General features: G+C 51.3%; 29 protein-coding genes, 1 tRNA gene and 3 pseudogenes. 16 read left to right on the top strand and 17 right to left on the bottom strand.

From position 1 onward, the window contains the following. The first annotated feature begins 216 nt into the window (after nt 1-216). From LIW51_RS18910 to LIW51_RS18900, 3 genes are all read left to right on the top strand, one after another. On the top strand, nt 217-591 hold the full coding sequence (locus tag LIW51_RS18910) for a winged helix-turn-helix transcriptional regulator (protein WP_227378003.1): 375 nt from the start codon (nt 217-219) through the stop codon (nt 589-591). A 147-nt stretch (nt 592-738) separates the two neighbouring features. Next, nucleotides 739-1,539, top strand: a complete 801-nt coding sequence (locus tag LIW51_RS18905) for a dienelactone hydrolase family protein (protein WP_227378002.1) — start codon at nt 739-741, stop codon at nt 1,537-1,539. A gap of 10 nt (nt 1,540-1,549) precedes the next feature. Then, entirely contained in the window at nt 1,550-2,500 is a 951-nt protein-coding gene (locus LIW51_RS18900) for a DUF3179 domain-containing protein (RefSeq protein ID WP_227378001.1), read from the top strand. A 36-nt stretch (nt 2,501-2,536) separates the two neighbouring features. On the opposite strand, the gene LIW51_RS18895 is transcribed toward LIW51_RS18900, so the two are convergent. Further along, nucleotides 2,537-4,402, bottom strand: a complete 1,866-nt coding sequence (locus LIW51_RS18895) for a glycoside hydrolase family 15 protein (RefSeq protein ID WP_227378000.1) — start codon at nt 4,400-4,402, stop codon at nt 2,537-2,539. A 128-nt stretch (nt 4,403-4,530) separates the two neighbouring features. On the opposite strand from LIW51_RS18895, the gene LIW51_RS18890 reads away from it, so the two are divergent. From LIW51_RS18890 to LIW51_RS18875, 4 genes are all read left to right on the top strand, one after another. Further along, a complete protein-coding gene (locus LIW51_RS18890; protein WP_227377999.1) occupies nt 4,531-5,244 on the top strand; it encodes an NAD(P)H-hydrate epimerase in 714 nt (237 codons plus the stop codon). A gap of 83 nt (nt 5,245-5,327) precedes the next feature. After that, complete coding sequence (locus LIW51_RS18885; RefSeq protein ID WP_227377998.1) at nt 5,328-6,173, top strand: alpha/beta fold hydrolase; 846 nt, start codon at nt 5,328-5,330, stop codon at nt 6,171-6,173. A 113-nt stretch (nt 6,174-6,286) separates the two neighbouring features. Next, a complete protein-coding gene (locus LIW51_RS18880) occupies nt 6,287-6,562 on the top strand; it encodes a glutathione S-transferase N-terminal domain-containing protein (protein ID WP_227377997.1) in 276 nt (91 codons plus the stop codon). 4 nt (nt 6,563-6,566) lie between these two features. Continuing rightward, a complete protein-coding gene (locus LIW51_RS18875; RefSeq protein WP_227377996.1) occupies nt 6,567-7,016 on the top strand; it encodes a peroxiredoxin family protein in 450 nt (149 codons plus the stop codon). 141 nt (nt 7,017-7,157) lie between these two features. Here the strand turns inward: LIW51_RS18875 and LIW51_RS38620 are convergent, their stop codons facing one another. From LIW51_RS38620 to LIW51_RS18860, 4 genes are all read right to left on the bottom strand, one after another. Beyond that, on the bottom strand, nt 7,158-7,286 hold the full coding sequence (locus LIW51_RS38620; protein WP_255767542.1) for a DUF7559 family protein: 129 nt from the start codon (nt 7,284-7,286) through the stop codon (nt 7,158-7,160). Between the two features lie 600 nt (nt 7,287-7,886). Next, nucleotides 7,887-8,303 carry a CoA-binding protein gene (locus LIW51_RS18870; RefSeq protein WP_227377995.1) on the bottom strand — a complete coding sequence of 139 codons (417 nt, stop codon included), beginning with the start codon at nt 8,301-8,303 and terminating at the stop codon, nt 7,887-7,889. A gap of 129 nt (nt 8,304-8,432) precedes the next feature. Then, entirely contained in the window at nt 8,433-8,801 is a 369-nt protein-coding gene (locus tag LIW51_RS18865; protein WP_227377994.1) for a tautomerase, read from the bottom strand. Between the two features lie 74 nt (nt 8,802-8,875). Then, nucleotides 8,876-9,562, bottom strand: coding sequence for a DUF2270 domain-containing protein (locus LIW51_RS18860; protein ID WP_227377993.1), 687 nt, complete (start codon nt 9,560-9,562; stop codon nt 8,876-8,878). Nucleotides 9,563-9,883: 321 nt separating this feature from the next. Here LIW51_RS18860 and LIW51_RS39255 point away from each other — a divergent pair. Next, nucleotides 9,884-9,994: pseudogene (locus LIW51_RS39255) on the top strand (DUF5828 family protein); the annotation flags it as partial. A gap of 123 nt (nt 9,995-10,117) precedes the next feature. Here the strand turns inward: LIW51_RS39255 and LIW51_RS18850 are convergent. From LIW51_RS18850 to LIW51_RS18840, 3 genes and pseudogenes are all read right to left on the bottom strand, one after another. Continuing rightward, nucleotides 10,118-10,297: pseudogene (locus LIW51_RS18850) on the bottom strand (ArsR family transcriptional regulator); the annotation flags it as partial. 112 nt (nt 10,298-10,409) lie between these two features. Beyond that, nucleotides 10,410-10,493 (bottom strand) — tRNA-Leu (locus LIW51_RS18845). A 578-nt stretch (nt 10,494-11,071) separates the two neighbouring features. Further along, a complete protein-coding gene (locus LIW51_RS18840) occupies nt 11,072-11,464 on the bottom strand; it encodes an SWIM zinc finger family protein (RefSeq protein WP_227377991.1) in 393 nt (130 codons plus the stop codon). 226 nt (nt 11,465-11,690) lie between these two features. Between LIW51_RS18840 and LIW51_RS39250 the strand changes: the two genes are divergently transcribed. Then, a complete protein-coding gene (locus LIW51_RS39250) occupies nt 11,691-11,843 on the top strand; it encodes a MarR family transcriptional regulator (protein WP_227378276.1) in 153 nt (50 codons plus the stop codon). A gap of 1,437 nt (nt 11,844-13,280) precedes the next feature. Here the strand turns inward: LIW51_RS39250 and LIW51_RS18830 are convergent. Further along, nucleotides 13,281-13,727 carry a pyridoxamine 5'-phosphate oxidase family protein gene (locus LIW51_RS18830; RefSeq protein ID WP_368411845.1) on the bottom strand — a complete coding sequence of 149 codons (447 nt, stop codon included), beginning with the start codon at nt 13,725-13,727 and terminating at the stop codon, nt 13,281-13,283. Between LIW51_RS18830 and LIW51_RS18825 the strand changes: the two genes are divergently transcribed. The 5 genes from LIW51_RS18825 to LIW51_RS18805 all read left to right on the top strand — a co-directional run bounded on the left by LIW51_RS18825 (nt 13,707) and on the right by LIW51_RS18805 (nt 17,377). After that, nucleotides 13,707-14,441, top strand: a complete 735-nt coding sequence (locus LIW51_RS18825) for a Cdc6/Cdc18 family protein (RefSeq protein WP_227377990.1) — start codon at nt 13,707-13,709, stop codon at nt 14,439-14,441. The genes LIW51_RS18830 and LIW51_RS18825 overlap by 21 nt on opposite strands. A gap of 299 nt (nt 14,442-14,740) precedes the next feature. Beyond that, nucleotides 14,741-15,280 carry a nucleotidyltransferase domain-containing protein gene (locus tag LIW51_RS18820; RefSeq protein WP_227377989.1) on the top strand — a complete coding sequence of 180 codons (540 nt, stop codon included), beginning with the start codon at nt 14,741-14,743 and terminating at the stop codon, nt 15,278-15,280. Next, a complete protein-coding gene (locus LIW51_RS18815; protein WP_227377988.1) occupies nt 15,273-15,686 on the top strand; it encodes a HEPN domain-containing protein in 414 nt (137 codons plus the stop codon). The genes LIW51_RS18820 and LIW51_RS18815 overlap by 8 nt, the downstream gene beginning before the upstream one ends. A gap of 540 nt (nt 15,687-16,226) precedes the next feature. Next, nucleotides 16,227-17,054 (top strand): ParA family protein, encoded by an 828-nt coding sequence (locus LIW51_RS18810; RefSeq protein WP_227377987.1) that lies wholly within the window; start codon nt 16,227-16,229, stop codon nt 17,052-17,054. Next, on the top strand, nt 17,051-17,377 hold the full coding sequence (locus LIW51_RS18805; protein WP_227377986.1) for a DUF7970 domain-containing protein: 327 nt from the start codon (nt 17,051-17,053) through the stop codon (nt 17,375-17,377). The genes LIW51_RS18810 and LIW51_RS18805 overlap by 4 nt, the downstream gene beginning before the upstream one ends. Before the next feature lie 109 nt (nt 17,378-17,486). On the opposite strand, the gene LIW51_RS18800 is transcribed toward LIW51_RS18805, so the two are convergent. The 8 genes from LIW51_RS18800 to LIW51_RS18770 form a co-directional block, all read right to left on the bottom strand. Beyond that, nucleotides 17,487-17,792, bottom strand: coding sequence for a hypothetical protein (locus LIW51_RS18800; protein ID WP_227377985.1), 306 nt, complete (start codon nt 17,790-17,792; stop codon nt 17,487-17,489). A gap of 177 nt (nt 17,793-17,969) precedes the next feature. Then, nucleotides 17,970-18,284, bottom strand: coding sequence for an antibiotic biosynthesis monooxygenase family protein (locus LIW51_RS18795; RefSeq protein WP_227377984.1), 315 nt, complete (start codon nt 18,282-18,284; stop codon nt 17,970-17,972). Next, entirely contained in the window at nt 18,281-18,511 is a 231-nt protein-coding gene (locus LIW51_RS18790; protein ID WP_227377983.1) for a hypothetical protein, read from the bottom strand. Before LIW51_RS18790 ends, LIW51_RS18795 begins: the two co-directional genes overlap by 4 nt. A gap of 202 nt (nt 18,512-18,713) precedes the next feature. Beyond that, nucleotides 18,714-19,100 carry a helix-turn-helix domain-containing protein gene (locus tag LIW51_RS18785; RefSeq protein WP_227377982.1) on the bottom strand — a complete coding sequence of 129 codons (387 nt, stop codon included), beginning with the start codon at nt 19,098-19,100 and terminating at the stop codon, nt 18,714-18,716. Then, entirely contained in the window at nt 19,042-19,287 is a 246-nt protein-coding gene (locus tag LIW51_RS39975) for a hypothetical protein (protein WP_438267392.1), read from the bottom strand. Before LIW51_RS39975 ends, LIW51_RS18785 begins: the two co-directional genes overlap by 59 nt. Nucleotides 19,288-19,442: 155 nt before the next feature. Further along, nucleotides 19,443-19,787, bottom strand: coding sequence for an AzlD domain-containing protein (locus tag LIW51_RS18780; protein ID WP_227377981.1), 345 nt, complete (start codon nt 19,785-19,787; stop codon nt 19,443-19,445). Continuing rightward, nucleotides 19,784-20,545, bottom strand: coding sequence for an AzlC family ABC transporter permease (locus LIW51_RS18775; protein WP_227377980.1), 762 nt, complete (start codon nt 20,543-20,545; stop codon nt 19,784-19,786). The genes LIW51_RS18780 and LIW51_RS18775 overlap by 4 nt, the downstream gene beginning before the upstream one ends. Before the next feature lie 255 nt (nt 20,546-20,800). Beyond that, on the bottom strand, nt 20,801-21,574 hold the full coding sequence (locus LIW51_RS18770; protein WP_227377979.1) for a helix-turn-helix domain-containing protein: 774 nt from the start codon (nt 21,572-21,574) through the stop codon (nt 20,801-20,803). Nucleotides 21,575-22,238: 664 nt separating this feature from the next. Here LIW51_RS18770 and LIW51_RS18765 point away from each other — a divergent pair. Beyond that, nucleotides 22,239-23,291 carry a serine hydrolase domain-containing protein gene (locus LIW51_RS18765; RefSeq protein WP_227377978.1) on the top strand — a complete coding sequence of 351 codons (1,053 nt, stop codon included), beginning with the start codon at nt 22,239-22,241 and terminating at the stop codon, nt 23,289-23,291. Nucleotides 23,292-23,296: 5 nt separating this feature from the next. Then, nucleotides 23,297-23,588, top strand: a pseudogene (locus LIW51_RS18760) (transposase); the annotation flags it as partial. Nucleotides 23,589-23,660 lie beyond the last annotated feature (72 nt).

The following is a 23,660-nucleotide window of genomic DNA, read 5'->3' as shown; positions in this document are numbered from 1 at the left end:
AATCTGTCTCTGTAGTCAACGAGACTATCCAGTAACTAGGTGGTTTTTCCTCGTCCCTCGATTTTGCCGTCCCGCCCACGACATTAAAACGTATCAGTTTTGGTCTGTGTCTTTCCCCTTCGCTCACATAGTCCCTTTAGATTTTCAAGTTACTATGCAGTACCAGATTACAAAAGGTAACTATATGGTGTTTGAGTCTCAATTGGCATGCTAGCAATGACCGAACCTCTGAATCAGCTCGAAGTGTGGTGCGAAGGGAAAGAGTGGTGCCCGATTACTTCGACGACCTCGCTAATCGGCAAGAAATGGCATCCAGTAATCATCCACCGATTGCTTAAACACGGCCCCAGTGGCTTTAATGAACTCAAGGAAGCCGTCGACGGTATCTCAAGTAAGGTACTTTCTGACAGCCTTGAAGATTTAGAGAACAAGCAACTGGTCTCGAGAGAGATTGTCAATGAGAAACCGGTTCGAGTACAATATTCCCTCACTCAATACGGCGAGTCACTTCAGCCAGTGATCTTTGAGATGCGTGATTGGGGAATGGAGTACCTTGCACCGGCAGAGGACGCTGAATCGTCCACGGTGTAATTAGATTACGTGGTCGTAACCAATGAACACCCTCTTCAACACTGGTTATTTCGGTCACGGCAGCAAGAGTTTGGACATTATCTAATCATAGGTAACCAGTACGTTACTCCCTAACAGACCAGTACCTAAACCTTCAAGGAAATTAGTTTGGAAAAAGTCGATATGGTAAAGCATAGGTGGTCATGCCGACAAAATCGGCGTGATTTTCTAATAACTTCTGCCTCGATCATCGGAGGTGCAGGGTTAGCAGGGTGTCTTGGAAATCAAGCAGAATCTTCGCCCAAAACAACGAGTACAAAGGCAAAGTCATCACTACAGGAAACATCAACCAAAGTGACTCCAACGTCACAATCGAATACCATCGGAACCAAGGACATCACAATCAGATCAACAGAAGGATTCACAATCAAGGGGACGTTGTATGGTGATGGGAAATGTGGAATCATTTTGGTTCCGCAAATAAACATGGATCGAGAAAGTTGGGAGAAAGAGGCAACCCGTTTAGCGAAGCAAGGCCATCTCATCCTTGCCATCGATGAAAATCCCGAGGAATGTGCCGCATCCGTCTTAGATGCCATTCGCTATTTACGTCAGGAACAGGAGGTTGAGCGGGTAATTTTGATTGGCGCCAGTAGCGGCGGTGAAGCAGTCCTCGACGCGAACGCAAAAGCAACCGCTGGCACGATTGATGTAACAATTACCCTTTCTGCTGCTGGTGGGCCACAGTATGCTGAGCAGCTCCAAGGACGACTGCTGTTCGTAGTAAGTAAGGGTGACGAGAAGCAGTTCGTTACTGTGGCACGAACACTTCACCAGAACGCCACCAATCCAAAACAGTTGAAATTGTTTTCAGGCGATTCTCATGGACAACGACTCTTCAATTCCTCCCACGCCAACGCTCTGCGGAAGCAAATAACGCAATTTACTTCGTCAGTATGTACGAAATGAGTAATTCACCATGAACGTCAAACAAGTGATTCCCCGAGACGCGATACCAAGCATCAACGACCCACGATTCGACGATGAGTATATCGGCGATGAGAATGACGACGTAATCGTCGTAGAGGGAGAACCAACACGTGCGTATCCAGTGCGAATCCTCAACTACCACGAAATAGTCAACGACGTTGCGGATGGCGATGCGATTGCTGTAACGTGGTGTCCACTCTGTGGGAGTGCAGTGGTCTACGAACGAGATCTCGGAGACCGTACCCTTACGTTCGGCGTTTCCGGTAAACTCGCCGATGATGATCTCGTGATGTATGATCGTGAGACAGAGTCTGAATGGAAGCAATCCCTTGGGGAATGTATCGTGGGTAATCTCCGCGGGACGACACTTGATGTCCGACCGGCGGCAGTGATGCCCTGGTCTCGATTTCGCGAAAACTATCCTGATGGGATTGTTCTCCAGCCGACGAGCATGGAAAGTGAAGCGGCGAGCGAGACTGACAGCCCGGATTCGATCGACTACTCGATGGAACCGTACGAGGCCTACTTTGAGACCGAAGGGTTCGGACTTGCAGCACATCGAGGGACGAGCAATGGTCGGAGTTGGGAACGAGACGATTTAGATCCGAAGGCAGTCGTCCTCGGTGTGGAGCTTGACGGAGAAGCAGTCGGATTTCCGCTTTCGCGAATCGAGGCAGCAGGTGGTGTCGTGACAGCTACTGTGGGAGACATGGATATCGTTGTGTTCGCCGGTGAAGAAGGGATTCACGCGTTCGAGAACCCTGGCTTCGAGTTTCGAGTGAGTGAGAATGAAATCATTGCCGATGCAACGACATGGGACGGCGCAACTGGGGAGAGTGTCGATGGCCGTCAACTCACGCGGGTTCCGGCGCGACGATTGTTCGCTTTCGCATGGCAAGATGACCGTGGTTCTGAGGCATTCTATCAACCTCAGTCGTGAACCAGGTGTTTCATCCGAAAAGCTTCGATGATTATACTAGTCACGGTCTTCGGCGGTAATGATCCCGTCCCCCAAATCGAGCGCCATGGGAGTGAACCCTTTGCTCTCTCGCCCGGACACGCGTCCGATATAGAGCGCAGAATTGATGAGCCCAATATGACTGAACGCTTGCGGGTAGTTCCCGAGTTGGAGTCGCTCTTTGTAACCGATCTCCTCACCGAGTAACCCGAGGGGGCTCACATAGTCGAGCACGTTGAGAAACGTCTCCGTCGCTTCCTCCACGTGCCCTGTGAGCGCTAACGCGTCGACGAGCCAAAATGTGCATAAGACGAACGCACCCTCCTTGCCGGGAAGGCCATCTCCTCCGTTATACCGATAGACGAGTCCATCGTCGGTCGTCAACTGCTCTTGAATGGCATCGATTGTATCGAGGACGCGTTCATCGTCGAAGGGCAGAAAACCGACGAACGGAATCAAAAGTGCGGTCGCGTCGAGCGTATCCGTGTCGCCAAATGCTTGCACGAAGGCACCGAGTTCGTCATCGTATCCTCTCTCAAGAACCGTCGCTTTGATTTCGTCACGAACATCTTGCCAGTGGTCGAATGATGCATCGAAGTCGTGTTCGTTCGCGATGGCAATGCCACGGTCGAGCGCGACCCAACACATCACTTTCGAGAACACGAAGTGCCGAGGCTCACCCCTCACCTCCCAGATACCTTCGTCCTTCGTTTCCCAAACTTCGCACACATAGTCGATAATATCCCGAATAGCACTCCAATCGTCCGCGCTCAAATAACCGTCTTGGGTTGTCTCGTAGACGGCGAGGATGAGTTCACCGTACGTGTCCAGCTGACGTTGCGTAATCGCACCGTTCCCGAGGCGGACTGGTGAGGAATTTCTGTACCCGGCAAGATGGTCGAGTTCCTTCTCTTCGAGGTCGGGACTCCCGTGCAGTCCGTACAGCGGCTGGATCTGCTCGGGAGCGTCGGTTCGACAGAGGTCGAGAACCCAGTCGAAGTAGTCGATTGCCTCCCTCGAATGGTGGAGATTTGAAAGCGCTTGGATCGTGAACGCCGCGTCACGGATCCAATTGTATCGATAGTCCCAATTGCGGACACCGCCGACGTCCTCAGGAAGCGACGTAGTCGGTGCCGCTGCGATGGCACCCGTCTCACCGTGAGTGAGCAGTTTGAGGGTTAGTCCAGAACGGACGACGAGGTCGTGCCACGGCCCGCCAAACACGCACTCCGACTCATTGCAGGTGTGCGCCCACCCACGCCAGTACGAGGCTGTTTCGTCGAGCAGCCGCTTTCCGGTCGCCGCATCTATCGGTTCGTCATCACCGTAACAGAAGATGAACCATTCAGTATCATCAGCTTCGACCGTTGCAGTGGCCGTCGCCTCACTGTTGATCACATCGAACGAGAGATCAGTAGAGAGAAATGCAGCTTCATCGTCACTCTCAGCGAGGAGGCCACCATTCTGAGCACTAATAGTGGTCGACGCACGAGCGTAGTCGAATCGCGGTTCCAAGGAGATGTCGATATCGACCGTGCCACGATGACACTCGACCTTTCGGTACAGCGCTCGCTTTCGGGTTTGACCATCTTCATCCTCGGTAACTGGCATAAAATCGGTCACTGAAAGTGCTCCCATCTCTGTCTGAAACTCGGTTCGAAGAACGTTCGTGTTATCGAGATAGCGCTGTGTGGAATCGTATGCGGCATCCGGCCGAATGCTAAAGTGACCGCCATCTTCGGCATCCAAAAGACGTGCGAAAACGCTGGGTGATTCGAGGTGCGGAAACGGACACCAATCGATCGATCCGTCAGCGTTCGCGAGAGCACACGTTTCCAGATTACCAATAAGGCCGTACTCTTCGAGGGGCACATAATCGTGCATAATTCATCTTGTTCAGTACGGCGGCCTCACACTTCAAGTTCGAGGGCGTGTGCGAACCACCCACCATAGCGGTTCAAAGTACCGAGGAGTGCCAGAGGCTGTTTGTGAGTTCGAATCGAGTACGATGCATGGAGAAAGCACTATTCGAAACCGAAACTGGAACTGCGATAGCTGCTGTGACTGCCGACGAGATGCGAAAAATCGACAAGGTTGCCGTCGAAGAAGTCGACCTCGACCTCTTACAAATGATGGAAAACGCAGGGCGGACGCTTGCCGAGTTTGTTCAGGAAATCGATGGTGACGAGGTCACTGTCTTCGCTGGAAACGGCGGAAACGGTGGGGGAGGGCTCGTTGCAGCACGACATCTCGCTAACCGGGACGTATCCGTTAGCGTCGTTCTCAATCGTCCACCGGCTGACCTTAGTGGTGCTGTGGCACACCAGTACCGCATTCTCGATGCGATGGACGTCTCGAGCAGCGTCGGGACAGAAGACTTCTCCATCAACGATATTGTAATTGATGCACTCATCGGCTACGGTCTCACGAGAGAACTCCATGGGAAGGCGCGAGATCTCGTGGAAGTCTGCAATAACTCTGGTTCGACGATCATCTCCTTGGATGTTCCCTCCGGTCTTAACGCAACGACGGGAGAACGACTCGGGCCAGCAATCGAGCCCGACTCGATAGTCACGCTTGCGCTTCCGAAGACCGGCCTTCGTGACCAACCAGGGGCGATCTTCCTCGCAGATATTAGCATTCCAGTTGTGGTGTACCAGCGGATGGGGATCGAATATCAAAATCCATTTGCTGAAGGTTATCTGCTCGAAATCACTGCTCAGTAGTCGATCGGTAACTGGGTAGTCCATCTCTCAAGGCGATTTCTCGCGACACAAGCCCTATGGAAATCGCTGGTGATGAACTAGCCATGACACAGCACGCTGAGTGGACAGACCAGCAGCAAACGACGACGGTAACGGTTGACAGTCACGAGCTCACAGTCGCCTATTACGACGAGGGGTCGGGCGATCCCGTCGTCTTCCTCCACGGAATTCCGACATGGTCGTTCCTCTGGCGAGATATCGTCCCGACAATCACAGACGACCATCGCGCCATCATCCCTGACATGGTCGGATACGGAAACTCGTCAATGGACGATAGCTTCGATCGGTCGATCCGAGCCCAAGAGGAGATGATCGACGGGCTACTCGACACGCTTGGGCTTGACACTGTTTCGTTCGTCGGGCACGACCTCGGCGGTGGTGTGGGACTCCGATACGCTGTTCATCAACCTGACGCCGTCGACAAACTCGTGCTTTCGAACACGGTGGCCTACGACTCCTGGCCGATCGAACTCATCGTCGATCTCGGATTACCGGCGATGATCAATGAGATGAGCGTCGATAACCTCCAGCAGATGCTTGATGGTGTGTTTACCGATACGCTCACCAGTGACGATCCGAACGAGGAGTTCGTTGAAGGGATGAAAACGCAGTGGGACTCAGACGAGGGGCGGATTTCACTGAGCAGGAATGCGGTTGCGACGAACACCAACCACACAACTGAAATCGATCCCTCTACCATCACCACTGAAACATTGCTTTTGTGGGGTGCCGATGATGAGTTTCAACCGATTGCGTACGCTGAACGGCTCGAAGAAGACATTCCAAATGCCGAGCTCGTCGGACTTGATATGGCAAATCACTGGGTCATGGAGGATCGCCCGGACGACTACCGTGAGGAACTGCATTCGTTCCTTCAGAACCCGACGTGACCGATTTGGAGTATGACCTTATCCTGTGTCTGATTCCTCTTTTCCTTGTTATCGTGACCACTGGCGGCAAAGCGCTTACCTGTCTCTTGCTCCAACCATGAGCTGAACCAGCCATGACCGACTCGACCGGCACCGACGACCCGCCAGTCACATTGTACCGATTGCAGGCCTGTCCATTCTGCGAGCGCGTCGTTCGCAGGCTTAACGAGCACGACCTCGACTACCAGTCGCGCTTCGTCGAAGCAATGCACTCCGAGCGCGACATCGTCAAGCGCATCAGCGGCAAGCGTACCGTGCCGGCCATCGTCGACGAGAACACCGGCGTGACGATGTCTGAGAGCGCCAATATCGTGGAGTATCTCGAAAACACCTATGGGAACGGAGCGTAAAAGAATGGATCTGGATTTCGATGTCGTCGAACTTGGGGAAGCGAACCATCCGAGAGAAGGCGAGCAAGCTCCTGATTTCGTCCACCCGCTCGTAAACGTCGAGTACTGGGAGGATGTCACACTCTCAGAACTCGCCGACGACGGGCCGGTGCTCCTCGTCTTCTACCCGATGGACGGAGACTTTCCCGCGACGTACATCTGGAACGAGCTTCGCGACAGAGCCTGGGACGACGACTACGACGTGACGATCGTCGGCCTCTCGATCTCGACTCCGTATGAACATAAGACGTTCATCGAAGAGAGTGGGATGGACTACCGACTGTTCAGTGATCCACAGAATAGCGTCGCCGAAGAATACGGCATCGTGAACGATCTCGATGGGATGGCCGGAATCAGCGAACCCCGACCCGCCGTCTTTCTTCTGCGCGAGGATCTGTTGATTCAATATGCCTGAGTTGCACAGAAGTGGCCGGACTTCCCTGACTATGACGAGGTTGAGGAGGAACTAGCAGTACTGTAGCTGATCAAATGACGGCAAGCGACCGCCGAGATGTCCCTCTCTACGTTACAGTTCGATCTCTCGAAGTGAGTCTGATTAACTACAGTACGGGCACCGGAAATCGGCGACTGCAACATCGTCGGGCATTTCGTATGTAGAATGGAGTTCGGTCATATCAAGTTCACAATCGTCGTTCTCGCACTTGATCTCGAGTGTGGCGGGCATGTAATCACGTTTTGGTGCGAGTCGGATAAATCAGTGGGCCGCGGCAGTTCCCGTGTCTCTCCAAACCGGCGTAGTTCGAGGAATCCGACTCCAAGAGTATCCACTGGTCATTTCCCTCTGATCTATCACTGGTAACATTCGAGCTAACACGTAGAAAAACTCTGGCTCCGGCCATGGTTCTTGGGGGTTTCTACTCCCGATTGAAGGAGTCACTGAGGATACCAACCATCACACACCTACTATTGTAATGGTAACCGGATTACGTCAAACTCACTGGATTACCTTCGACTCACCCACTGGTGAAAATATACCGCAGATTATAATAAAAATAGACTCTCGAGTTAAACAGGGCTGACCGACGGCAATCCGCCTTCTGTACAGTGATTGCCCGATCTAACCGGCACATTGGTCGAAGTCACAGAAAGCCTTCGAACAGGGCGAAACATACGAATGACTCTGCGTGCAACTTATAAATTCGATTCGAAAGGCAGCGGTTCGAAGGAGGATAACTGATGGAGTTAAGGGTTGGGCGTTTTTGCTGCAACGCCGTTATCACGCAATATGTGACTTCTATCTCCAACCGTCGGATTGTCTACTCAATCACGTGGAGGTGAGTAGGCGCTGGTGCTCGGGTTTCATGCACCGATCTTGGACAACCTGGAACCCCGCCGCTTCAGCCCGAGAAACTGCTTCATCATCGTGAATCCCAAGTTGGAGCCAGATAACATCGACGTCGTCACGTGCGAACACCTCGTCGACGATACCGGCTACTTCATCACTCGGGCGAAACACGTCCACGATATCGACCTCTTCCTCCACGTCGCCAAGCGAGTCGTAGGCTGGCCGTCCGAGTACCTCGTCAGCGTAGGGATTCACCGGGATGATCTCGTACCCTTGTTGCTGGAGATACTTCGGAATCTCGTGGGCGTCTTTGCCCGGTGTTGATGAACAACCGATGACAGCAACTACGTTCTTCTCGAGAATTCTTCGCACTTCGGCATCGGTTTCGACTGGCATACCACAATTTGGTGTTCGAAAGATAAAAGTTCACTGTCGCTGGTTGACCCGATTCGGAGTATCCTAGCAGAGCTTGAAGTCTATCGCGGGTACAATTAACGACGAACGAGACTTACTCCATGACGGTGACTACTCGCCGTCCCACTTCCCACCGACGCGATCGATGCCCATCATCTCGTTGCCGCGATGTTCTGTAAAGATGACTTTTAAATTCGTTTCGGGAACCTCGAACTGATCGGCTGCGTATTCCATCACAGCGAGTGCGAATGCACGTTTGTATTCGAACGGTCTTCCTTGTCGAATTTCGGCGTCGAGAAACAGGAGCGGGCCGTCCACAGCGCGACCGAGATATACGTCGGCGGAATCCCGCTTGCGAAGAGTAATTGCTACATGATCCTCCGTCATCTCTTCAGCGTACCGTTCCATGACTAACATTGCAAACGATTCCTTCTCCTGGTCGGACAGTGACAGGGTCGTATCGAACTGTAAGAGTGGCATACGTGCGGTTATGAACCGTGCGATGATGTATCGACGGGATATTCGCCTCTCCCAAAATGAGCCGTCAAAGTTCGTTACAATCGATCGAAATCTTCCCTCGCATGCCGTTCTCGGGGGCGGAATGTGAGCCACAGGAGCCCGAGATAGAATACTGCGACGACTCCCAACACAACACTCCCCGGTACGATACCCATCGCAGCATTGTTTATCCATGTCTTATCTGGTGCGATGGTCGTGAGGCGAAAGAGCCAAGTAACGAGAAGAAGGAGTAAGAGCCAGAGGTAGATTCGGCGCAGTCGGCGGGCGACCGCCTCTGGAAATGGAATTCTGAGCGTTGGGTCACGGAAATCCTCGCTGAGTTGCCGGCGCCAGTCACGCTGCTCAACGCCTTCAGACGGATTGAGTGCGTTCGCAAAAAGATTCTCCTGTAAAATACGAACTCGGGAGCGGAAGACATCGTAGTCCTGGTAGCGACGCGCCTCGATCACGAGGAATATTGTCGCGACCACAATCCCGGCGAGGAGAATCGCCGGCGTCCCACTTGTCGAAAAGCCATACGCAAGTAAGGCTGCGATGACCGTCACAGCCCACGTCGTCGTCTCGTCGAGCCGTTGGCGCCACGTCGTGACTCGATCCATTTCACCTCGGTAAAAGTGTGCCATGACCGACCCGAGGCCGGTGCTCTGGTCGACCATTTCGCGTCCGATTTCACGCTCTTCCGGCGCTTCTGGATCGAATCTGCGTGCGTCATCGGTACTCATGCGTGTGAATACGCGGTATGGCGTATTAAGCTAGTTCTTGATCAACATTTTATGATTGAATCAGTGGTGAACGGTGTGGTAGAATGTCCCGGATCAAAAGGTAGCGCAGGGGTGTTGATTTTCGCGCTGATCGATCTCAAGTTAGTTTCATCACTACTCCATTAGATATCGTTCTGGGTATTCTTTCTGATTGGGTACTACTTACTGGTACAATTCTACGCTGAGTTGGATACTCAGTCGAACCGTCTTCAATATCTGAAATAAATATTGGGTAGTGCCGTCGAAGAATATAACGAGTGGTAGCCAGAGACCGACGAAGAGCATAACGAAGTGGTCGAGAAAACGGCAACCCACGCAAGCGTTGCAGAAGGCGCCGGTGAACAAGCCAGTCACTCACCTACCGACGCCATACGAACGGCCAAAGAAGACTGAAGCAGGCGACGAGTTCACGGATAACAATCGTGAGACAGCCGTCGATGAAGACACAGACGTTGTCGAGAAGACAGTTTGAGGACTTGATTCAGCAACGCGGAAGACGGTGCACTCAGTCGAAGGAACCGTGCGTGCTGGGAGTAGGGTTTTATCGGCGAGTTCAGCCTGCGTGAGTGTATCGTCGTTGTATTCGAGTACTTTCGCAACCAGCTTTGCACCTGGTGGGAGTTCGGACAGCACGTCAGTCGGTGGGTTTGTTTCTGGATCGTCTGTGTCTTCTATAGTTGGAGCACGTTGTTGCATTGGTCACTACATGTGATTAGCAAGTGAAGACACCGTTAATCTGGCAGAGATATCTGTTGGGTTGAAACTGATTGCCTACGGATCTGATTCCGATTGAGTGTTAATGGGAGAATGCGAGGATGGGATTCGAACCCATGGACGCCTACGCGAGCGGGTCTTAAGCCCACCGCCGTTGGCCTGGCTTGGCAACCCTCGCTCATTGGCCGATTACTTCGGTCAGAATTGATGTCCAGTGATATCAGAATTATTACAATATCGATATTGTTTATCTGTCAATTTGTGACCTTGTGGTGGAGAGGGAAACGTTATCCGTAGACGGGATGTCCCAGACGGTCAAAAACCGTAGTTAACGATGTCCAGTGAATAAATTGCCCAGACAATAGAAGCAATATGAGACAGGTAATTACTAAGTAGCCAAGTCCCTCTGTCTACGTTGGAGATATAAATATACGACTGCATAAGAGAGTCCTATGAAGGCACCCGTAAGTACTGCAATCATGAGAGTACCAGTTAAGAGAATGACTTGAATGAAAATCGAGAATAACACTGAAATCAGGATCACCACTATCGTAAAAATTACTGGATTTTCAATTTCAGTCCTGGACATATGTGGTGATCTCCGTATGTTCACTAATCAATACTGGTACCTATGAAATTCGAATAAGCCGGTGCTAATAGGATATACTAACGAAGTCGCCTTGTGAGTGTTTGCTGGTTCATGACAGCTGAGAGCGTCAATTGCCGTGTCACGGACACAAAAAACGGAAACGTGGCTTAGTTCGGTAGTTCCTTCCATCCCGTTCGCATACATGGCCAGCACGGGAAGCCATTAAGTCCGTCACAATCGCAGTCTGCTGGTTCGGCACCGTCTTCGCCATTGTTTGAGGAGAAGATGTCGAGTGTTCCGTCGTCGGTTGCGTTGTCGACCGCAGCCATGTGCTTACAAAATGCGGTGCGGTGGAGGTGATGCGGACACGTGCAGGCCATCAGTTCATTCGTGACGTCATCGATGGAGACGGTGTACTGGTGCTCTGCAGGGTTCTCGTGGCTCTCGTTGGTGACGTCGACCATTCCGGGGGCTTCGACGTCGAAGGTAAATTGTTCCCACTGTGCGCGTTTCTGTGCCGTCTCGTCACCTTCAAGTTCCGCAGGCGATTTCGTACTCATGGTCTTACACTCAGGTTAGGAAGACCGGTGCCGGGTGTTGCAAGCACCCGGCGCGTTTCTACACGCCCGAGGGTACCGTTCTTCCTACCAAATACTATGTAGTTCATGGCGTTAAAACTATCGATGTACTGCGTAGTATATGGGTTTAAGATGGTGGAAAAAGAACTAACGGCTACGATAACAGACGAGAGAACGTGATACTAGTGGTCAATTTGTAGAGGGAACGATTGACGACGATATTCTTGCGGCGATACACGAGTCGGAGTTTCCGGCGGTGACCGCTCAGTGGGTGGCGGATACGCTTGGGATTGAGCGGCCGTCCGCGCATCGACGGCTTGAGGAGTTGCATAAGGATGGTGTGGTGGAGCGTGGAAATTGAGTCAGCAGGTTGTTATCTGGTGACTCCGCGAGGAATAGGTACAATAGGTGCCTAGCTTAGTGATCATCGACTCTTCATCTAACTGTTTTCAGTTTAGATGTGATTTCATTATCGACCGGCTTCTTACTCAGTTGACTGAGGGTGGCGCCGTGGGGCTGTCAGCCATAGCTTCAAGACAGCACCTGTGATTGGGGGAACTGGTGACGGGTCTTATGACCGCTGGTGAGTTTCCGATCAGTGTGTTCGCCGTCGGTTTCGAATCGTTCGATACAGCAATCCCACTCGGCAACACGCAAAGTAGAGTAAATTGGAAATACGGAGGTGACACGAGTCAATAACATCGAACAGAAGAGTAAAAGAATTAATATTTGCTAGATAGAGCTTACCTTAGCCATTCGTACACGCATTGAATGAGTGGTCGAACCATAGGTACTGGCCAGCTATTGGTCGGATTCTTTGTGTTATCAGGTTTCTCTACTAATTTCTGATAGGCTTGATTTTTCTCTGCAATTATTTGTTCGTATTCGTTGATTACTTGTTGATGCCGAGCGTTTTTGGTCTGAATAATGGTTTCAAGCGATGCAATCACCTCTTCGAGATTCTCAACATCGGCTTTGAGATTGGCGACCTGGTCGTTCAGTGTATCACACTCCGATTCAAGGAGCTCTACTTCTGCTTGGAGTGTGGCGATTCGGACGTGATCTCTAAGATGTTGTGATGAATCGATATGATTCGGACACTGCGAGTGAGGGTTCTCATGATCATCGATTTGGGTAGCTGTAGAATCGTTCGATGCCAGTTTATTGGTGTTGCTGCAACTTCTTGTATCGGGACGACTGGATCGAGAGTGCATCTGTCAGTATGATATGTGAGTACGTGTACCACATAGAAAAAAGTCAGTCAGTCGGTAGTCGGACAATAATCACATTATATACTATTTTATATTTATATTAATGTCTAACGATATACAATAAGAGAGGGTCAACGGCTCAGTTTCCCCATCTATGAAGAAACGATCGACAAATTACCGAGATGGTAGTCGAATCCGCCGGAGTTTTCAGATTCGACTCAGTTGCGAAGCTCTCCGAATGTAAGCGGTTGATCGCCAGCGTTCATGACTTTGAGGATGGCTACCCGTGTTTCATGGGCAACTAATTCGAAGACATTTTCTGTCGAAAATTGTTCGACAACTATTTCGTTAGAATCAGCCATAATTGTCTGATGGTGCTTGCTGCACTATAGGTTCGTGGCTTCATTAAAAGACGATTTGCGGAGAAAGTGAGTAGTGGAGATATTCTCGCGGCGATACGTGAGTCGGAGTTTCCGGCGGTGACTGCTCAGTGGGTGGCGGACACGCTTGGGATTGAGCGGCCATCTGCTCATCGACGGCTCAGGACTCAATAAGGTATGGAGGGAATGTGGTGAAAACAATCATGATTACTGGGTGGAGTCAAGACTGTATGCGCCCGGATGATCAGGATCTTTCCAGCCCTCTTTGCCACTCCAAGATTTGACGTCAAGACGGTAGACGGCCGTCCGATCGATGGACTCCTGTGCTATCCGCTTATAGTCCTCGCCTTCGGTCAGTTGCGGTGCAAATTTCTCCATGAACTGCTCAAGAACCCCTCGTTTCTCCTCTTTATCAGCGAGCAAATCAATGGTTCCGTAGGCGACCACACTTGAGTATTCGACGGTGAAGTTTACCGGTTCGTCAGCCGGGATACACCGCCCTTTCTCACTCGTTGTGAAGGAAGCGCACGGTTGGTCACCACTCTCCACGAGATCGTGGGCACGTCCCGCCTGTGCACCGTGTAGGTAAATTACACCCTTATCTTGATTGTAGACGAAGAGTTGTGTCACAAGATGAGGGATGTCGTCATCGATGAGACCGAGTACACCTGTTTCCTGGTCGGCGAGAAATTCAGGTATCCATGCCGGATCATCAATCGCCTTTCCTTGATAACGGATAGAATTAGTGACGTTCTTGGGCGTGTTTTCCTTTCCAGACGATTCGAACTAGCGTTTAATCCCGATGTGTTAGATGATGGCGTTCTTGAACTCTGTAGTGCGTATGCTGCTCAAGATAAAGGCAATGCTCGACAAGCACTTGATCTCTTACTTGAAGCAGGAGATTTCGCTCGCCGCCAAAGCGATGCTTCAGTCAGCGAGTCACACGTCCGTGAGGCCCGAAAACTCCTCGAAAAACAGCGAATCGAAGAAAGTATGCAGAATCTTACTTCACATGGCCATCTCGTTCTCTTTGTGGTTGTCTCGATGACGATTAATAACCCAAAGATGATTCTTGCGACGAAACAGCCGCTCTTTGAGCGTTATTCTGCGCTTGCAGATATCGCTGGTGGTGATTCTCTTGGTGGCCGTGCATTCCATAACCATCTGGCTGAACTCTCAATGCTCGGTATTCTTCACCGTAATAAGCGGAACGAAGGACGAGGTGGCGGCATTTACTATGAATATCGACTTGATGTTCCTCTTGAAGCAGCGTTGAACACGCTTGAGAATCTATTCGTCACCCAAGATCTCGATCTCTCGGCACTCCGTAATCGGGCCCTCCAGCAGGGTCTGATCGACGAAGCGTGACCATGACCCTTTGCACTGTAATTGAGTGGTAACGATGCTAAGCCGATCTCTTCCACCGGATGACTAATATGCCTATCCAGTTAGCCTAACCAGCTAACCTAACTCTATTTCCTGAGTGAATTATGGCGTACAAGGTTTTATGACCATGATTTGAGCTCTTGATCTGTTTTGATGCCTTGTTGATGTTTGTTATCTTGGTAGAGGCCGCCGCTTATCTGTTTTTCAGATGTTAGGCGTCTATCGACTAATTTCAGGGAACGCCATTTCAGACGAACAGGAGAATGATCGAGAACACGCGATTGCCGTACTACGTGCCCGTTACGATAATGTTGCTGAACTCCTTGGCGACGAAGACTGGAGTGAGTGGTGCCGCCAGGCAGGTTCACTCGATGCACTCTCAGCCGAATTCAGAAGGAGCGACTACTCACTCTGATGATTCAACTGCACACACTGAGCCAGATGAGCACGAAGCCGACACGGACTCTTCGTCATCTATAGCATCATCGCTGAATGGATCACACGGTGATGCAGCAGCGGCGTTCTTTGACCGTGCCCGAGACTGTCTTGATGAGGCCATTGAGGCGCTCTATCACTTCGGATCCGTCGCTCGACATACCAAAAAGAGGACTAGTGATGTCGATATCCTTGCTGTGATTGCAGATGATGCCGACTACGCTGCTATTGACGACCAACTTCTGGACATCGCCTACGACATCCAGCTCGACTATGGTGTTCCTACCGAAGTGCATTCCATCCACGCGAGCGAGTTTACTGCTCGAAAGAATCGAGGTGAACCGTTCATTCGGACGGTAATCGAGGAGGGAATGCTCGATGCCTAACGACGATTCTGTCGACATCTCGCAGGAAGATATCGATCAGGAGTTTTCACAGGCAGAACAAATGCTTGCCGACGCGACGAGAGCTTTTGAAGTAGATATCTCGAAAGCTACGATTGTAAACTGTCTTTACTATGCGTGTTTCCACGCAGCTCAAGCTGCTCTTTACTCGCATGGCTTCAATCCGCAGTCATACGGTCACGTCCAAATGCTTCTTGGTCGGGAACTAATTCAAAACGGCGTTATTCCTCGGAAATTTGGTCGGTTTCTAAACGATAGGGAGACGTATCGTCGCTGTGTTGATTATGGTTCAGGCGGCGTCGAACGTGACACAGATGACCTTATTCAACAAACGACTTCATTCCTTGAAACTATGCAGCAGGTTGCAGATACCAACGTAAGTGATTGACCTTCTTGAGTGGGTTTTCTTCTAGTTCAATTAGATTGACTAACAAATTGGTCTTCCTCTATAGCCTAACCATCTAGCCTAACCGATTGGGTCAGATAGTTGGCCTTGTTTGGTTGCCAATCCTTCATAACCTTGGTGTAGCTTGTTAACAAGCTACCGTCAATGGTGCGTTCTTCAATCCAAAATCCAGGAGCGTCAATATATAGCACATCGATTTTATCGATTTAATAGCAACCTACATTATTAGCCTAACCAAATAGCCTAACTACCATTTACGGACAAACGATTTCCTTACTTTGTCCTAATCTGTTTCATAGGGTTGTGCGAGAAACCGAACGCGTTGGATCCGAACTTAATTCAAGAGCATCGACACCACCTTGGTTATTTCCCTGTAGACGAGATAGCATGCAGAGCATTGCGGCAAATTTTTCAAGCTTAACTCGGTAGCCTAACTAACTAGCCTAACTAGTTAGTTCAGCTAAACGAACTCCCTTGTTTGTCTGACGAACCTTTACAACAAGCCTGTGCGAGTAGGCAAACATGCTTACCTATACGACGTATTCAGAAGCCGGTGGCGTCGGGAAGACTACGCTGTCAGCAAATCTCGCACGAGCACACGTCGATAATGGACTTGACGTGCTCGTCATCGATTTCGATCCGCAAGACGGCAGCCTCTCGTATCTTCTTGGCGTCGAAGATGGGCGGGATGATGAGAAGGCGGACACGCTCGTTCATCACTTGATTGATCGACCGAAGGGCGAATTTGAGGATCTGATTCGAACCACCGAAGGAATTGACGTTCTCCCGTCTCATAACATACTTGAACGCCTTGGTGACTTGCTGAGCGATGCAGCGAGTATTGCTGAACAGACTGGTGAATCCTTTTCGAAATACGGGCGCCTGCGCCACGTTCTCGCGAAAAATAACGTTCCGGATCAGTATGATGTGTTAATTGTCGATCCGCCCGCCACGTCAGGACCACACTTGTACAATGCAATTGATACAACACGCTCGCTCGTTATTCCGGTGGAACTCTCTGGGAAAGGCGATCAATCGATCTCTGGCTTAGAATCTGTTTCAGCTGGTATTGAAGACACACTCGGAATTACCGTCGGTGTTCTTGCGGTTGTCCCTAATCGCTATGAGGGACTGAATGACCAAGATGCAGTATTGAACGAGGTCTCTGATCTAGGGTATGATGTCCCTGTGACGCTCCGTAAGCGCTCGTCGCTGTTTGAAGGATGCTGGAGAAAACAATGTACTGCATATCGCTATATCGATGAACATAGAGAGCGAAAGCGTGATCACGAACTCGAAACGTTGGTGAAAATTGACGAACTGGCCGATCATTTGGAGGACAGAGCATGAAGCGCGGATCAGGTGATGACCCATTTGGGGAGGAACTAGACGACGTCGAAGATGAGACAATCAATGACGAGAGTTTAGAAGACTCGCCGTCAGTGCCATGGGCGGTCGAACGAAATAGTGTTAAGAGTGAGCGTGAGATGGTACAGTTCTATTTACAGGAGAGCACGCAAAAACGAGAAGACGATTTCAAACGAGACGTTGAAGACGAGGCCGGCTATGGTGTTTATACCACGGATTTGAGAGAGGCGGCGTATTTAGTGGCGATGGAACATGCAGACGAAGTGGCGGAGTTGTTGGACGAGTGGGGATGCCAGTATAGCTGATCAACACTTTCACAGAGATTCGAGGAGAATGCCTGACCCTAAAGGGTCAGGATGAATCCGACACTCTACTACACAAGACTCTCGATGAGCGGGAAGCGTACGGTGTCGCTCAGTCCGAGTGATCGGGCCTATAGGTCCACGAGGGTGCGGGACCGTAGAGCCGCTCGTCGGTGACGTCAGCGTACGGCATTTTCTCGAGCGCTTCGAGAAGGTCGAGATATAGCCCCCACTCGACGCGACAATACACGTAGGTCAAGCCCTCTGTCTGCCCGCCCTCATTCGTCTGTGGGCCGTCAAGCATCGTGACGTCAGCCCGCATGTGGCTGATCACCACGAGATCTACGATCCAAATACGCAGGGACTTATCAAGTCTGATGAAACTGACCTCAAAGAAATCAGCGTTGACCCAGATCATCGGAGTTAAACTGAGGAGATGACATTTCCGTCTGACCAAGCAAAGCGATTATTCATAACGTGCCTGACTTCAGTATTCGTGAAGATGAATCAGTTCCGGGGAGCGTAAATCCTGCTGGCTTCCTTTCAGTTTTCTCGTGGACGTGTGGCGTCTTGTCCTGATGTACAAACAGCATGGCTACTCTGCTGGATACACCTCGTAGTGCGTCACCGTGGGCTCGAACTCTAGAAGGAAGCCTTCGTCCTCAGGATAATATTTCGCTCTTTCGATGTCTGGGCCAGCGAACGTCTTGATTGCTTCTTCTGACTCCCAGAACGTAAGCGTGAGGAAATGCGCCTCGTCACCTTCGATCCGACGAAGGATATAGACGTCACGATTCCCGTCAACCGACGTGTAATCAGGGATTGCCCGTTGCGTGGTGAAGTCGAGGTACTCGTCTGCCTTCGACGCAGGTGTTTTCCCGTGCCAGAGGCGCGCAATCATCGGACTCATGGCTCGCATTCCTGATTCCGCTCACCCGTCAGCATTTGTCCCTGAATGTCACTGACGATGACGATCGCCTCGCAGCGCGAACACTGATAGAAGGCATTCGTGCCCTGGTGGCCGAGGTATTCGCGCTGACCGCTCGGGTGTAAACAATTACTCGCCCCGCCGATGATGTATTCTCGACGGTCCGTCTGGCGAGGGGTCAGCTGTTCATGCGATTGCAGGTTCGACATTATAGATATCTATACGAGTGCCGCATCGATAGCCCTACTTTTGCACTATTGCAAAGAGAGAGCAGGCATCTGACTGCACGTTGCAGAAGCAGATCACCACCTACACGCTTGTCGGAGCTGTCTACCGATCCACGCGGACCGTACGCGAATGGGGAGATTGGCAGCCGAATAGCGAATGATCGACTGGACTGGAATCCTCCGCTCAGTCTTCATTGAACCCAGCGACTATTTCACCAGCTTCGGCTCGTTCGCCGCCGATCGCATCCGTAGGGTGTGTGGCCTGCTGAGCGATCGCCCAGGCTTCGGCGCGGCGGAGACGATAGCGGAGTGTGGTGAGCGGCAGCTTGAGTTCAGCGGCGAGATCCTCGAGCGTCGCCTCGCGAGGGTACTCGTAATAGCCGCGGCGTATGGCAGTTTCGAGTGCCTCACGTTGTTCGTAGGGAATGTCTATGCCGAGCCCACGGCGAATCCGCTGCCACTGTTCAGGCGATCCAACACGCCGCACATCCAGAGTCACGCCGGTCGGAAGGTCACTTCGGAGCGCGTCGCATAACGCGCCGAGGTCGCGGCGGGCACGAGGATGCGCCACTCGTAGTATGGTCCGCGCTGGATAGCGTCAAGACGAGACCGGATCCGAGCGTCTCGACGGCGAGCGATGAGATAGAGTAGCAGAAGCTCTCCTCCGTAGTGGAACGATAAATGATCCAGGCGGTCGATTCGTGTTCGAGGGATTCATACTCAACCTGGATGTCGTATCGTCTTCTGAAAGACCACATGACGAACTCCTAGAACATTTCCTCAATGACCAGCTTCACTTATAGCTGTCGCTCATTTAGACAATCACCGTTATTCGTAGCGTAGGCGATGTTGCACACGAGTGTGTCGAGCCTTAAATCAGGCACTTCGATATGAACCAGTAATCCTGCAGAATCTATACCACTGCTTGGAAGCCCCAGAGGGCGACCATCCCGACGCTGATGGTTGCGAGAATATTCTCGGTTCGCCATGCAACGGCTGCAGCGAGTGCCAACGCAAACAGCTTCTCAGGCTTGACCGTCAGTCCGAGTGACGGTTCCAGCGAGAGTGACAACACGGCTGGAACGATGAGTGCTGCAAGCACTGCTGGCGGAACAAACCGCAAAACGCCTTCGACCCACGTGGGTACATCCTTCAGACGGCCGATGAAGAAAATGAACGACGATCGGAGTGCGAACGCTCCTAATCCAATAAAGAGAAATATCACCCAAATCATCGTCGAACCGTACTCCGTTGTCATGCGGTCTCCTCCTCATTGACATAGTCAGTCTCACTAGCCAGCTCAGCCTCCCGCTCGCTCGTGGTCGGGAACACACCCCGACGGTGCTCAACGAGGGTGCCAGCGGCAATACCAGCTAGTGCGGCGATCACTAACCCGAGATTGAACGGAATCACCCCAGTAACGACTCCAATGCTTCCCGCGACGATCGCCGTGAGTTCGGTCGGCTGATCTTCCAGTAGTGGAAACAATAACGCCATGAACGTGAGCGGAATCACGAACTCTAGCGAGAGACTGTCTGGAATCTGTGCGCCAACCACGACACCGACGACTGTGCCAACTTGCCATGTGGCCCAGAGTGTGGCTGAGCCTCCGAGATAGAACCACTTCCGATCGCGCTCTTGGGAACTCGTTGCTCGATATTCCGAGAGTGAAATCGCATATCCTGCGTCAGAGAGGACGTATGCGCAGATCCCCTTCCAGAGAGGGTTGAACCGTCGAAAGTAAGGTGCGATCGACGCACTATACATTGGATATCGGAGGAGAACGACAATCGCCGTCACAACAATCACGGCAACCGGTGCCGTCCGTCCGATCAAGTCGATAGCGACGAGCTGCGCAGTCCCTGAGAAAAGAATGGCCGACATGGCGACTGCTTGGATGGGTGAGAGTCCCGCGTTCACCGCCGCCACACCAGTGATGAGTGCCCACGGGACGGTACCCAGAAGAATAGGGATCATGGCACGTGCACCGGCGAGGGCGTCCTTTTGAGCCGTCATGGCGTCTCTCCGTATATCGGTCTCAGTATATTCGGTTGTGGTGTCACAGGATAGTATACGAGCGTGATGTCCATAGCCCCATGTTTGTAATAATGCAAACCCCGGTCAATTCGGTGCTGACGAACTGGAGGTATGAACGAACTTATGCATTCAGTACTGGGCCGGTATACATCCTATCAAAAGTATTCATAAATTTTCTGCTGTTTCTCGCCCCGATTTGGAGGATTGCGTATACCGCTGTCAGCCTCCCGATCTCTACCCACTAAGATGTGAACTGATTGGGTCATTGTTGGCAATAGCGTCGAGTTGAACCTCCCCAAAGGCGGTTGTGGTCGCCCACGCTTCGGCCCGACGAAGCCGGTACCGGAACGTCGTCAGCGGGAGGTCGAGTTCGGTGGCAATATCTTCGAGAGTAGCCTTGCGCGGGTAATCGTAGTAACCCATACGAATGGCCATCTCCAGTGCTTCTCGTTGTTCATAGGGAAGATCCGTTCTGTGCTGTGGCCGTCGAGCTTGTAGCCAGCGTTCCGGTGTACTGATCCGACGAACTTCGAGCGAGATGCCATCCGGGAGATCCTTACGGAGTGTCTTGTGGAAAGCGTCAATATCTTTCTCAGTGGGAACGAGCAACCGCCACTCGTAGTAAGGTCCACGCTGGATTGCATCAAAGACCAGCCCGTTACCAAGCGTCTTAAGCGCGAGATAGGAGATTGCGTGACAATAACTCTCGTCAGTCACGTATCGGTAAATTGTCCGAGCGGTTGGTTCGTGTTCGAGAACTTGATACTTGAACGTAGCGTCACAAGCAGGTGTGGGATAGATACAATCGTTGCACTGGTCATTGAAGTAGGCGGACTCGATTGCGTCGAGGGCGTGTTCGGGACCAGTGAGGCGCTCGATCCGCCAGCCGCCGTCGAGAGCTGACGAAATATCGAGTGCCGTCGCCACCACCTCCGGATGATCGATGAATGCGTCTCGAACCGGATGGACACCGCGATCGTATTCAAGCAGGAAAACATATTCACGCATGTCTGTATATCGGACGTAGACGGTCTTAATGATTGAGTACCAATTGAGACGATTTCAGATCGGAACTCTGCTTTCCCCAAATTGTGGAGCTTACCCTAGATCGGTTTTGAGATCAACAAATCATCGGCAGGCAGGTTGCTCCGTCGCGCTGAAAGCCGAATTATCAAGCAATTCGTTACAAAGGCAACTCAGTAATCAGGACGGACTATCGAGCCACTTGATCAGGCGGCCTCGTTACCATCTGGGAACCGACCGAAGTTGCGACTGTTGTTCCCAATCCCGAGATTCGGATCCGGGGTCGCTCGATAGGGTTCACAGAAATCAATTCACTATCATACTTATTTGATAAATATCAAACCCCGCTGATCCAAGCGATTATTCTTGACCTAGTTGCCTACAGACGTTGCTCAGAAGTTGAGACTTGCCCTCTTAATAGATACGATGTGATCTATGTTAAACTTTTGCTCAGGAAAATTCTGTCTGAGGTGGATTGGCTGAAATAGTGTATTCTGGGGTTGCTATTGCCTGTGTAGTCTCATCTTCAGGGATTTCGCAGAAGTTGAGGCTGCTGTTTTTAATGCATATGGGAATTACTTGTCAACGGCAACGCGTCTGAGCTGTATCGTTGGACATAACTATAACGATTGAATACCGACGTTACTTGATGAACGTCATTGAACAGGAACTGAACCAGTTAGTTGACGCTGGGTTACCAGCTGCCAGCGTGTACATCGAAGATGCCGATGGTCAGTCACTATTCTTCACTGCCGGATACGCGGACTGTGCCACACAGCAACCGATGACGCCTGATATGTATTACCGCGTTGGGAGCACCACAAAGACATTCACTGCCGTTGTTATCCTCCAACTGGTAGCCGAAGGGGAATTGGCTCTGGATGACACCCTCCAGGAATTGTTGCCCGAGGAGTCCATCCTTCTGGCCGATGCACTGACCGTTGAGCATCTCCTACGGATGCGTAGTGGGTTATTCGATTTTGAAGATGACTTCAGTTTGAAGGGCAATTTCGAGGCACACCTCCGCCCGTACAGTCTCCAGCACGTTCTTGAACTTGCACTCCAACATCCAGCTGAATTTCTGCCCAATTCACAGTTCGCATACTGCAATACGAACTTTTGTCTCCTTGAACTGCTCGTCGAGCGGATCACCGGGAACACCCTTGGCGAAGAATTGACCAATCGGATCATCGAACCATTGTCACTCAGTGATACTCGCTATCCAGATGAGGACGATCTGAGTCTACCAGAGCCATACATCCGTGGATATACTCAGACGGCTTCCGACTGGACAGAATGCAGTCACGTGTTCTTCGGACGTGGAGACGGCGCGCTGATATCAACAGCGCATGACATGGCACGGTTTTTCCATGCGTTGCTGACTGAACGAGTCCTCTTACCTGAGAATTTTCTCGACCGAATGATGCAAATCGTTTCCGATGATCCACCCGCTGAAATGGCATATGGAATGGGTTTGATAAAGGAGTCACTTCCTGGCGGTGAAGTCTGGGGACACAGTGGACGTGGATATGGATATCATCATTTTCCGTTTTTGCATGTCGAGAGCGGACGGTTCGTTGTATGCATACTCAACGGAACGTACGGATTCAAGGAGGCGGAATTAAACGACGAACCACACCCTAGCTTCACACCGGAATTCAGAAACGAAGTATACGATCTGCCTCTCGATGAGGGCGCATAGGACATTATCGTCAGTATTCGGTGTTTATGACGAACAGAGGAGCCTGGGTTGTTACAAGAGTACGGCTATCGGTGGGAGATTGAAAGCGGGTACAGAAGCATCAAGCGATTCATGGCTGCGACGACATCGAAGAGCTTCGTGCTTCGGTTCTTCTACTTCGCTTTCGCGTGTCTGCTGTACTCGATCTGGCGGGCAGTCAATTTACTCGTCCAAGTCGAGCTGACTAGCGAGTACGGGCGGCCGATTGTAACGGCGAACACGGTGCTCACGCTACTGAAACGGACTGGTATCGGCTAGGAACCGTGTTTCGAGCCAGTGAACGCAAGTTGATGAGCGGCAGCTCTGACTCGAACAATGCTTATGCCAGGA

The organism is Haladaptatus halobius (assembly GCF_020618475.1).
Taxonomy (GTDB): domain Archaea; phylum Halobacteriota; class Halobacteria; order Halobacteriales; family Haladaptataceae; genus Haladaptatus; species Haladaptatus halobius.
The sequence above is the reverse complement of the archived record's forward strand: the minus strand, read 5'-3'. Positions and strand labels throughout refer to the sequence as shown.

Bases quoted from the DNA above. Each gene is read 5' to 3' on its own strand.
- LIW51_RS18910 (WP_227378003.1), top strand. From the start codon at position 217: ATGACCGAACCTCTGAATCAGCTCGAAGTGTGGTGCGAAGGGAAAGAG.
- LIW51_RS18900 (WP_227378001.1), top strand. From the start codon at position 1,550: ATGAACGTCAAACAAGTGATTCCCCGAGACGCGATACCAAGCATCAAC.
- LIW51_RS18895 (WP_227378000.1), bottom strand. From the start codon at position 4,402: ATGCACGATTATGTGCCCCTCGAAGAGTACGGCCTTATTGGTAATCTG.
- LIW51_RS18890 (WP_227377999.1), top strand. From the start codon at position 4,531: ATGGAGAAAGCACTATTCGAAACCGAAACTGGAACTGCGATAGCTGCT.
- LIW51_RS18885 (WP_227377998.1), top strand. From the start codon at position 5,328: ATGACACAGCACGCTGAGTGGACAGACCAGCAGCAAACGACGACGGTA.
- LIW51_RS18880 (WP_227377997.1), top strand. From the start codon at position 6,287: ATGACCGACTCGACCGGCACCGACGACCCGCCAGTCACATTGTACCGA.
- LIW51_RS18875 (WP_227377996.1), top strand. From the start codon at position 6,567: ATGGATCTGGATTTCGATGTCGTCGAACTTGGGGAAGCGAACCATCCG.
- LIW51_RS38620 (WP_255767542.1), bottom strand. From the start codon at position 7,286: ATGCCCGCCACACTCGAGATCAAGTGCGAGAACGACGATTGTGAACTT.
- LIW51_RS18870 (WP_227377995.1), bottom strand. From the start codon at position 8,303: ATGCCAGTCGAAACCGATGCCGAAGTGCGAAGAATTCTCGAGAAGAAC.
- LIW51_RS18865 (WP_227377994.1), bottom strand. From the start codon at position 8,801: ATGCCACTCTTACAGTTCGATACGACCCTGTCACTGTCCGACCAGGAG.
- LIW51_RS18860 (WP_227377993.1), bottom strand. From the start codon at position 9,562: ATGAGTACCGATGACGCACGCAGATTCGATCCAGAAGCGCCGGAAGAG.
- LIW51_RS18840 (WP_227377991.1), bottom strand. From the start codon at position 11,464: ATGAGTACGAAATCGCCTGCGGAACTTGAAGGTGACGAGACGGCACAG.
- LIW51_RS18825 (WP_227377990.1), top strand. From the start codon at position 13,707: ATGAGGGATGTCGTCATCGATGAGACCGAGTACACCTGTTTCCTGGTC.
- LIW51_RS18815 (WP_227377988.1), top strand. From the start codon at position 15,273: ATGCCTAACGACGATTCTGTCGACATCTCGCAGGAAGATATCGATCAG.
- LIW51_RS18810 (WP_227377987.1), top strand. From the start codon at position 16,227: ATGCTTACCTATACGACGTATTCAGAAGCCGGTGGCGTCGGGAAGACT.
- LIW51_RS18805 (WP_227377986.1), top strand. From the start codon at position 17,051: ATGAAGCGCGGATCAGGTGATGACCCATTTGGGGAGGAACTAGACGAC.
- LIW51_RS18800 (WP_227377985.1), bottom strand. From the start codon at position 17,792: ATGATCTGGGTCAACGCTGATTTCTTTGAGGTCAGTTTCATCAGACTT.
- LIW51_RS18795 (WP_227377984.1), bottom strand. From the start codon at position 18,284: ATGAGTCCGATGATTGCGCGCCTCTGGCACGGGAAAACACCTGCGTCG.
- LIW51_RS18790 (WP_227377983.1), bottom strand. From the start codon at position 18,511: ATGTCGAACCTGCAATCGCATGAACAGCTGACCCCTCGCCAGACGGAC.
- LIW51_RS39975 (WP_438267392.1), bottom strand. From the start codon at position 19,287: ATGTGGTCTTTCAGAAGACGATACGACATCCAGGTTGAGTATGAATCC.
- LIW51_RS18780 (WP_227377981.1), bottom strand. From the start codon at position 19,787: ATGACAACGGAGTACGGTTCGACGATGATTTGGGTGATATTTCTCTTT.
- LIW51_RS18775 (WP_227377980.1), bottom strand. From the start codon at position 20,545: ATGACGGCTCAAAAGGACGCCCTCGCCGGTGCACGTGCCATGATCCCT.
- LIW51_RS18770 (WP_227377979.1), bottom strand. From the start codon at position 21,574: ATGCGTGAATATGTTTTCCTGCTTGAATACGATCGCGGTGTCCATCCG.
- LIW51_RS18765 (WP_227377978.1), top strand. From the start codon at position 22,239: ATGAACGTCATTGAACAGGAACTGAACCAGTTAGTTGACGCTGGGTTA.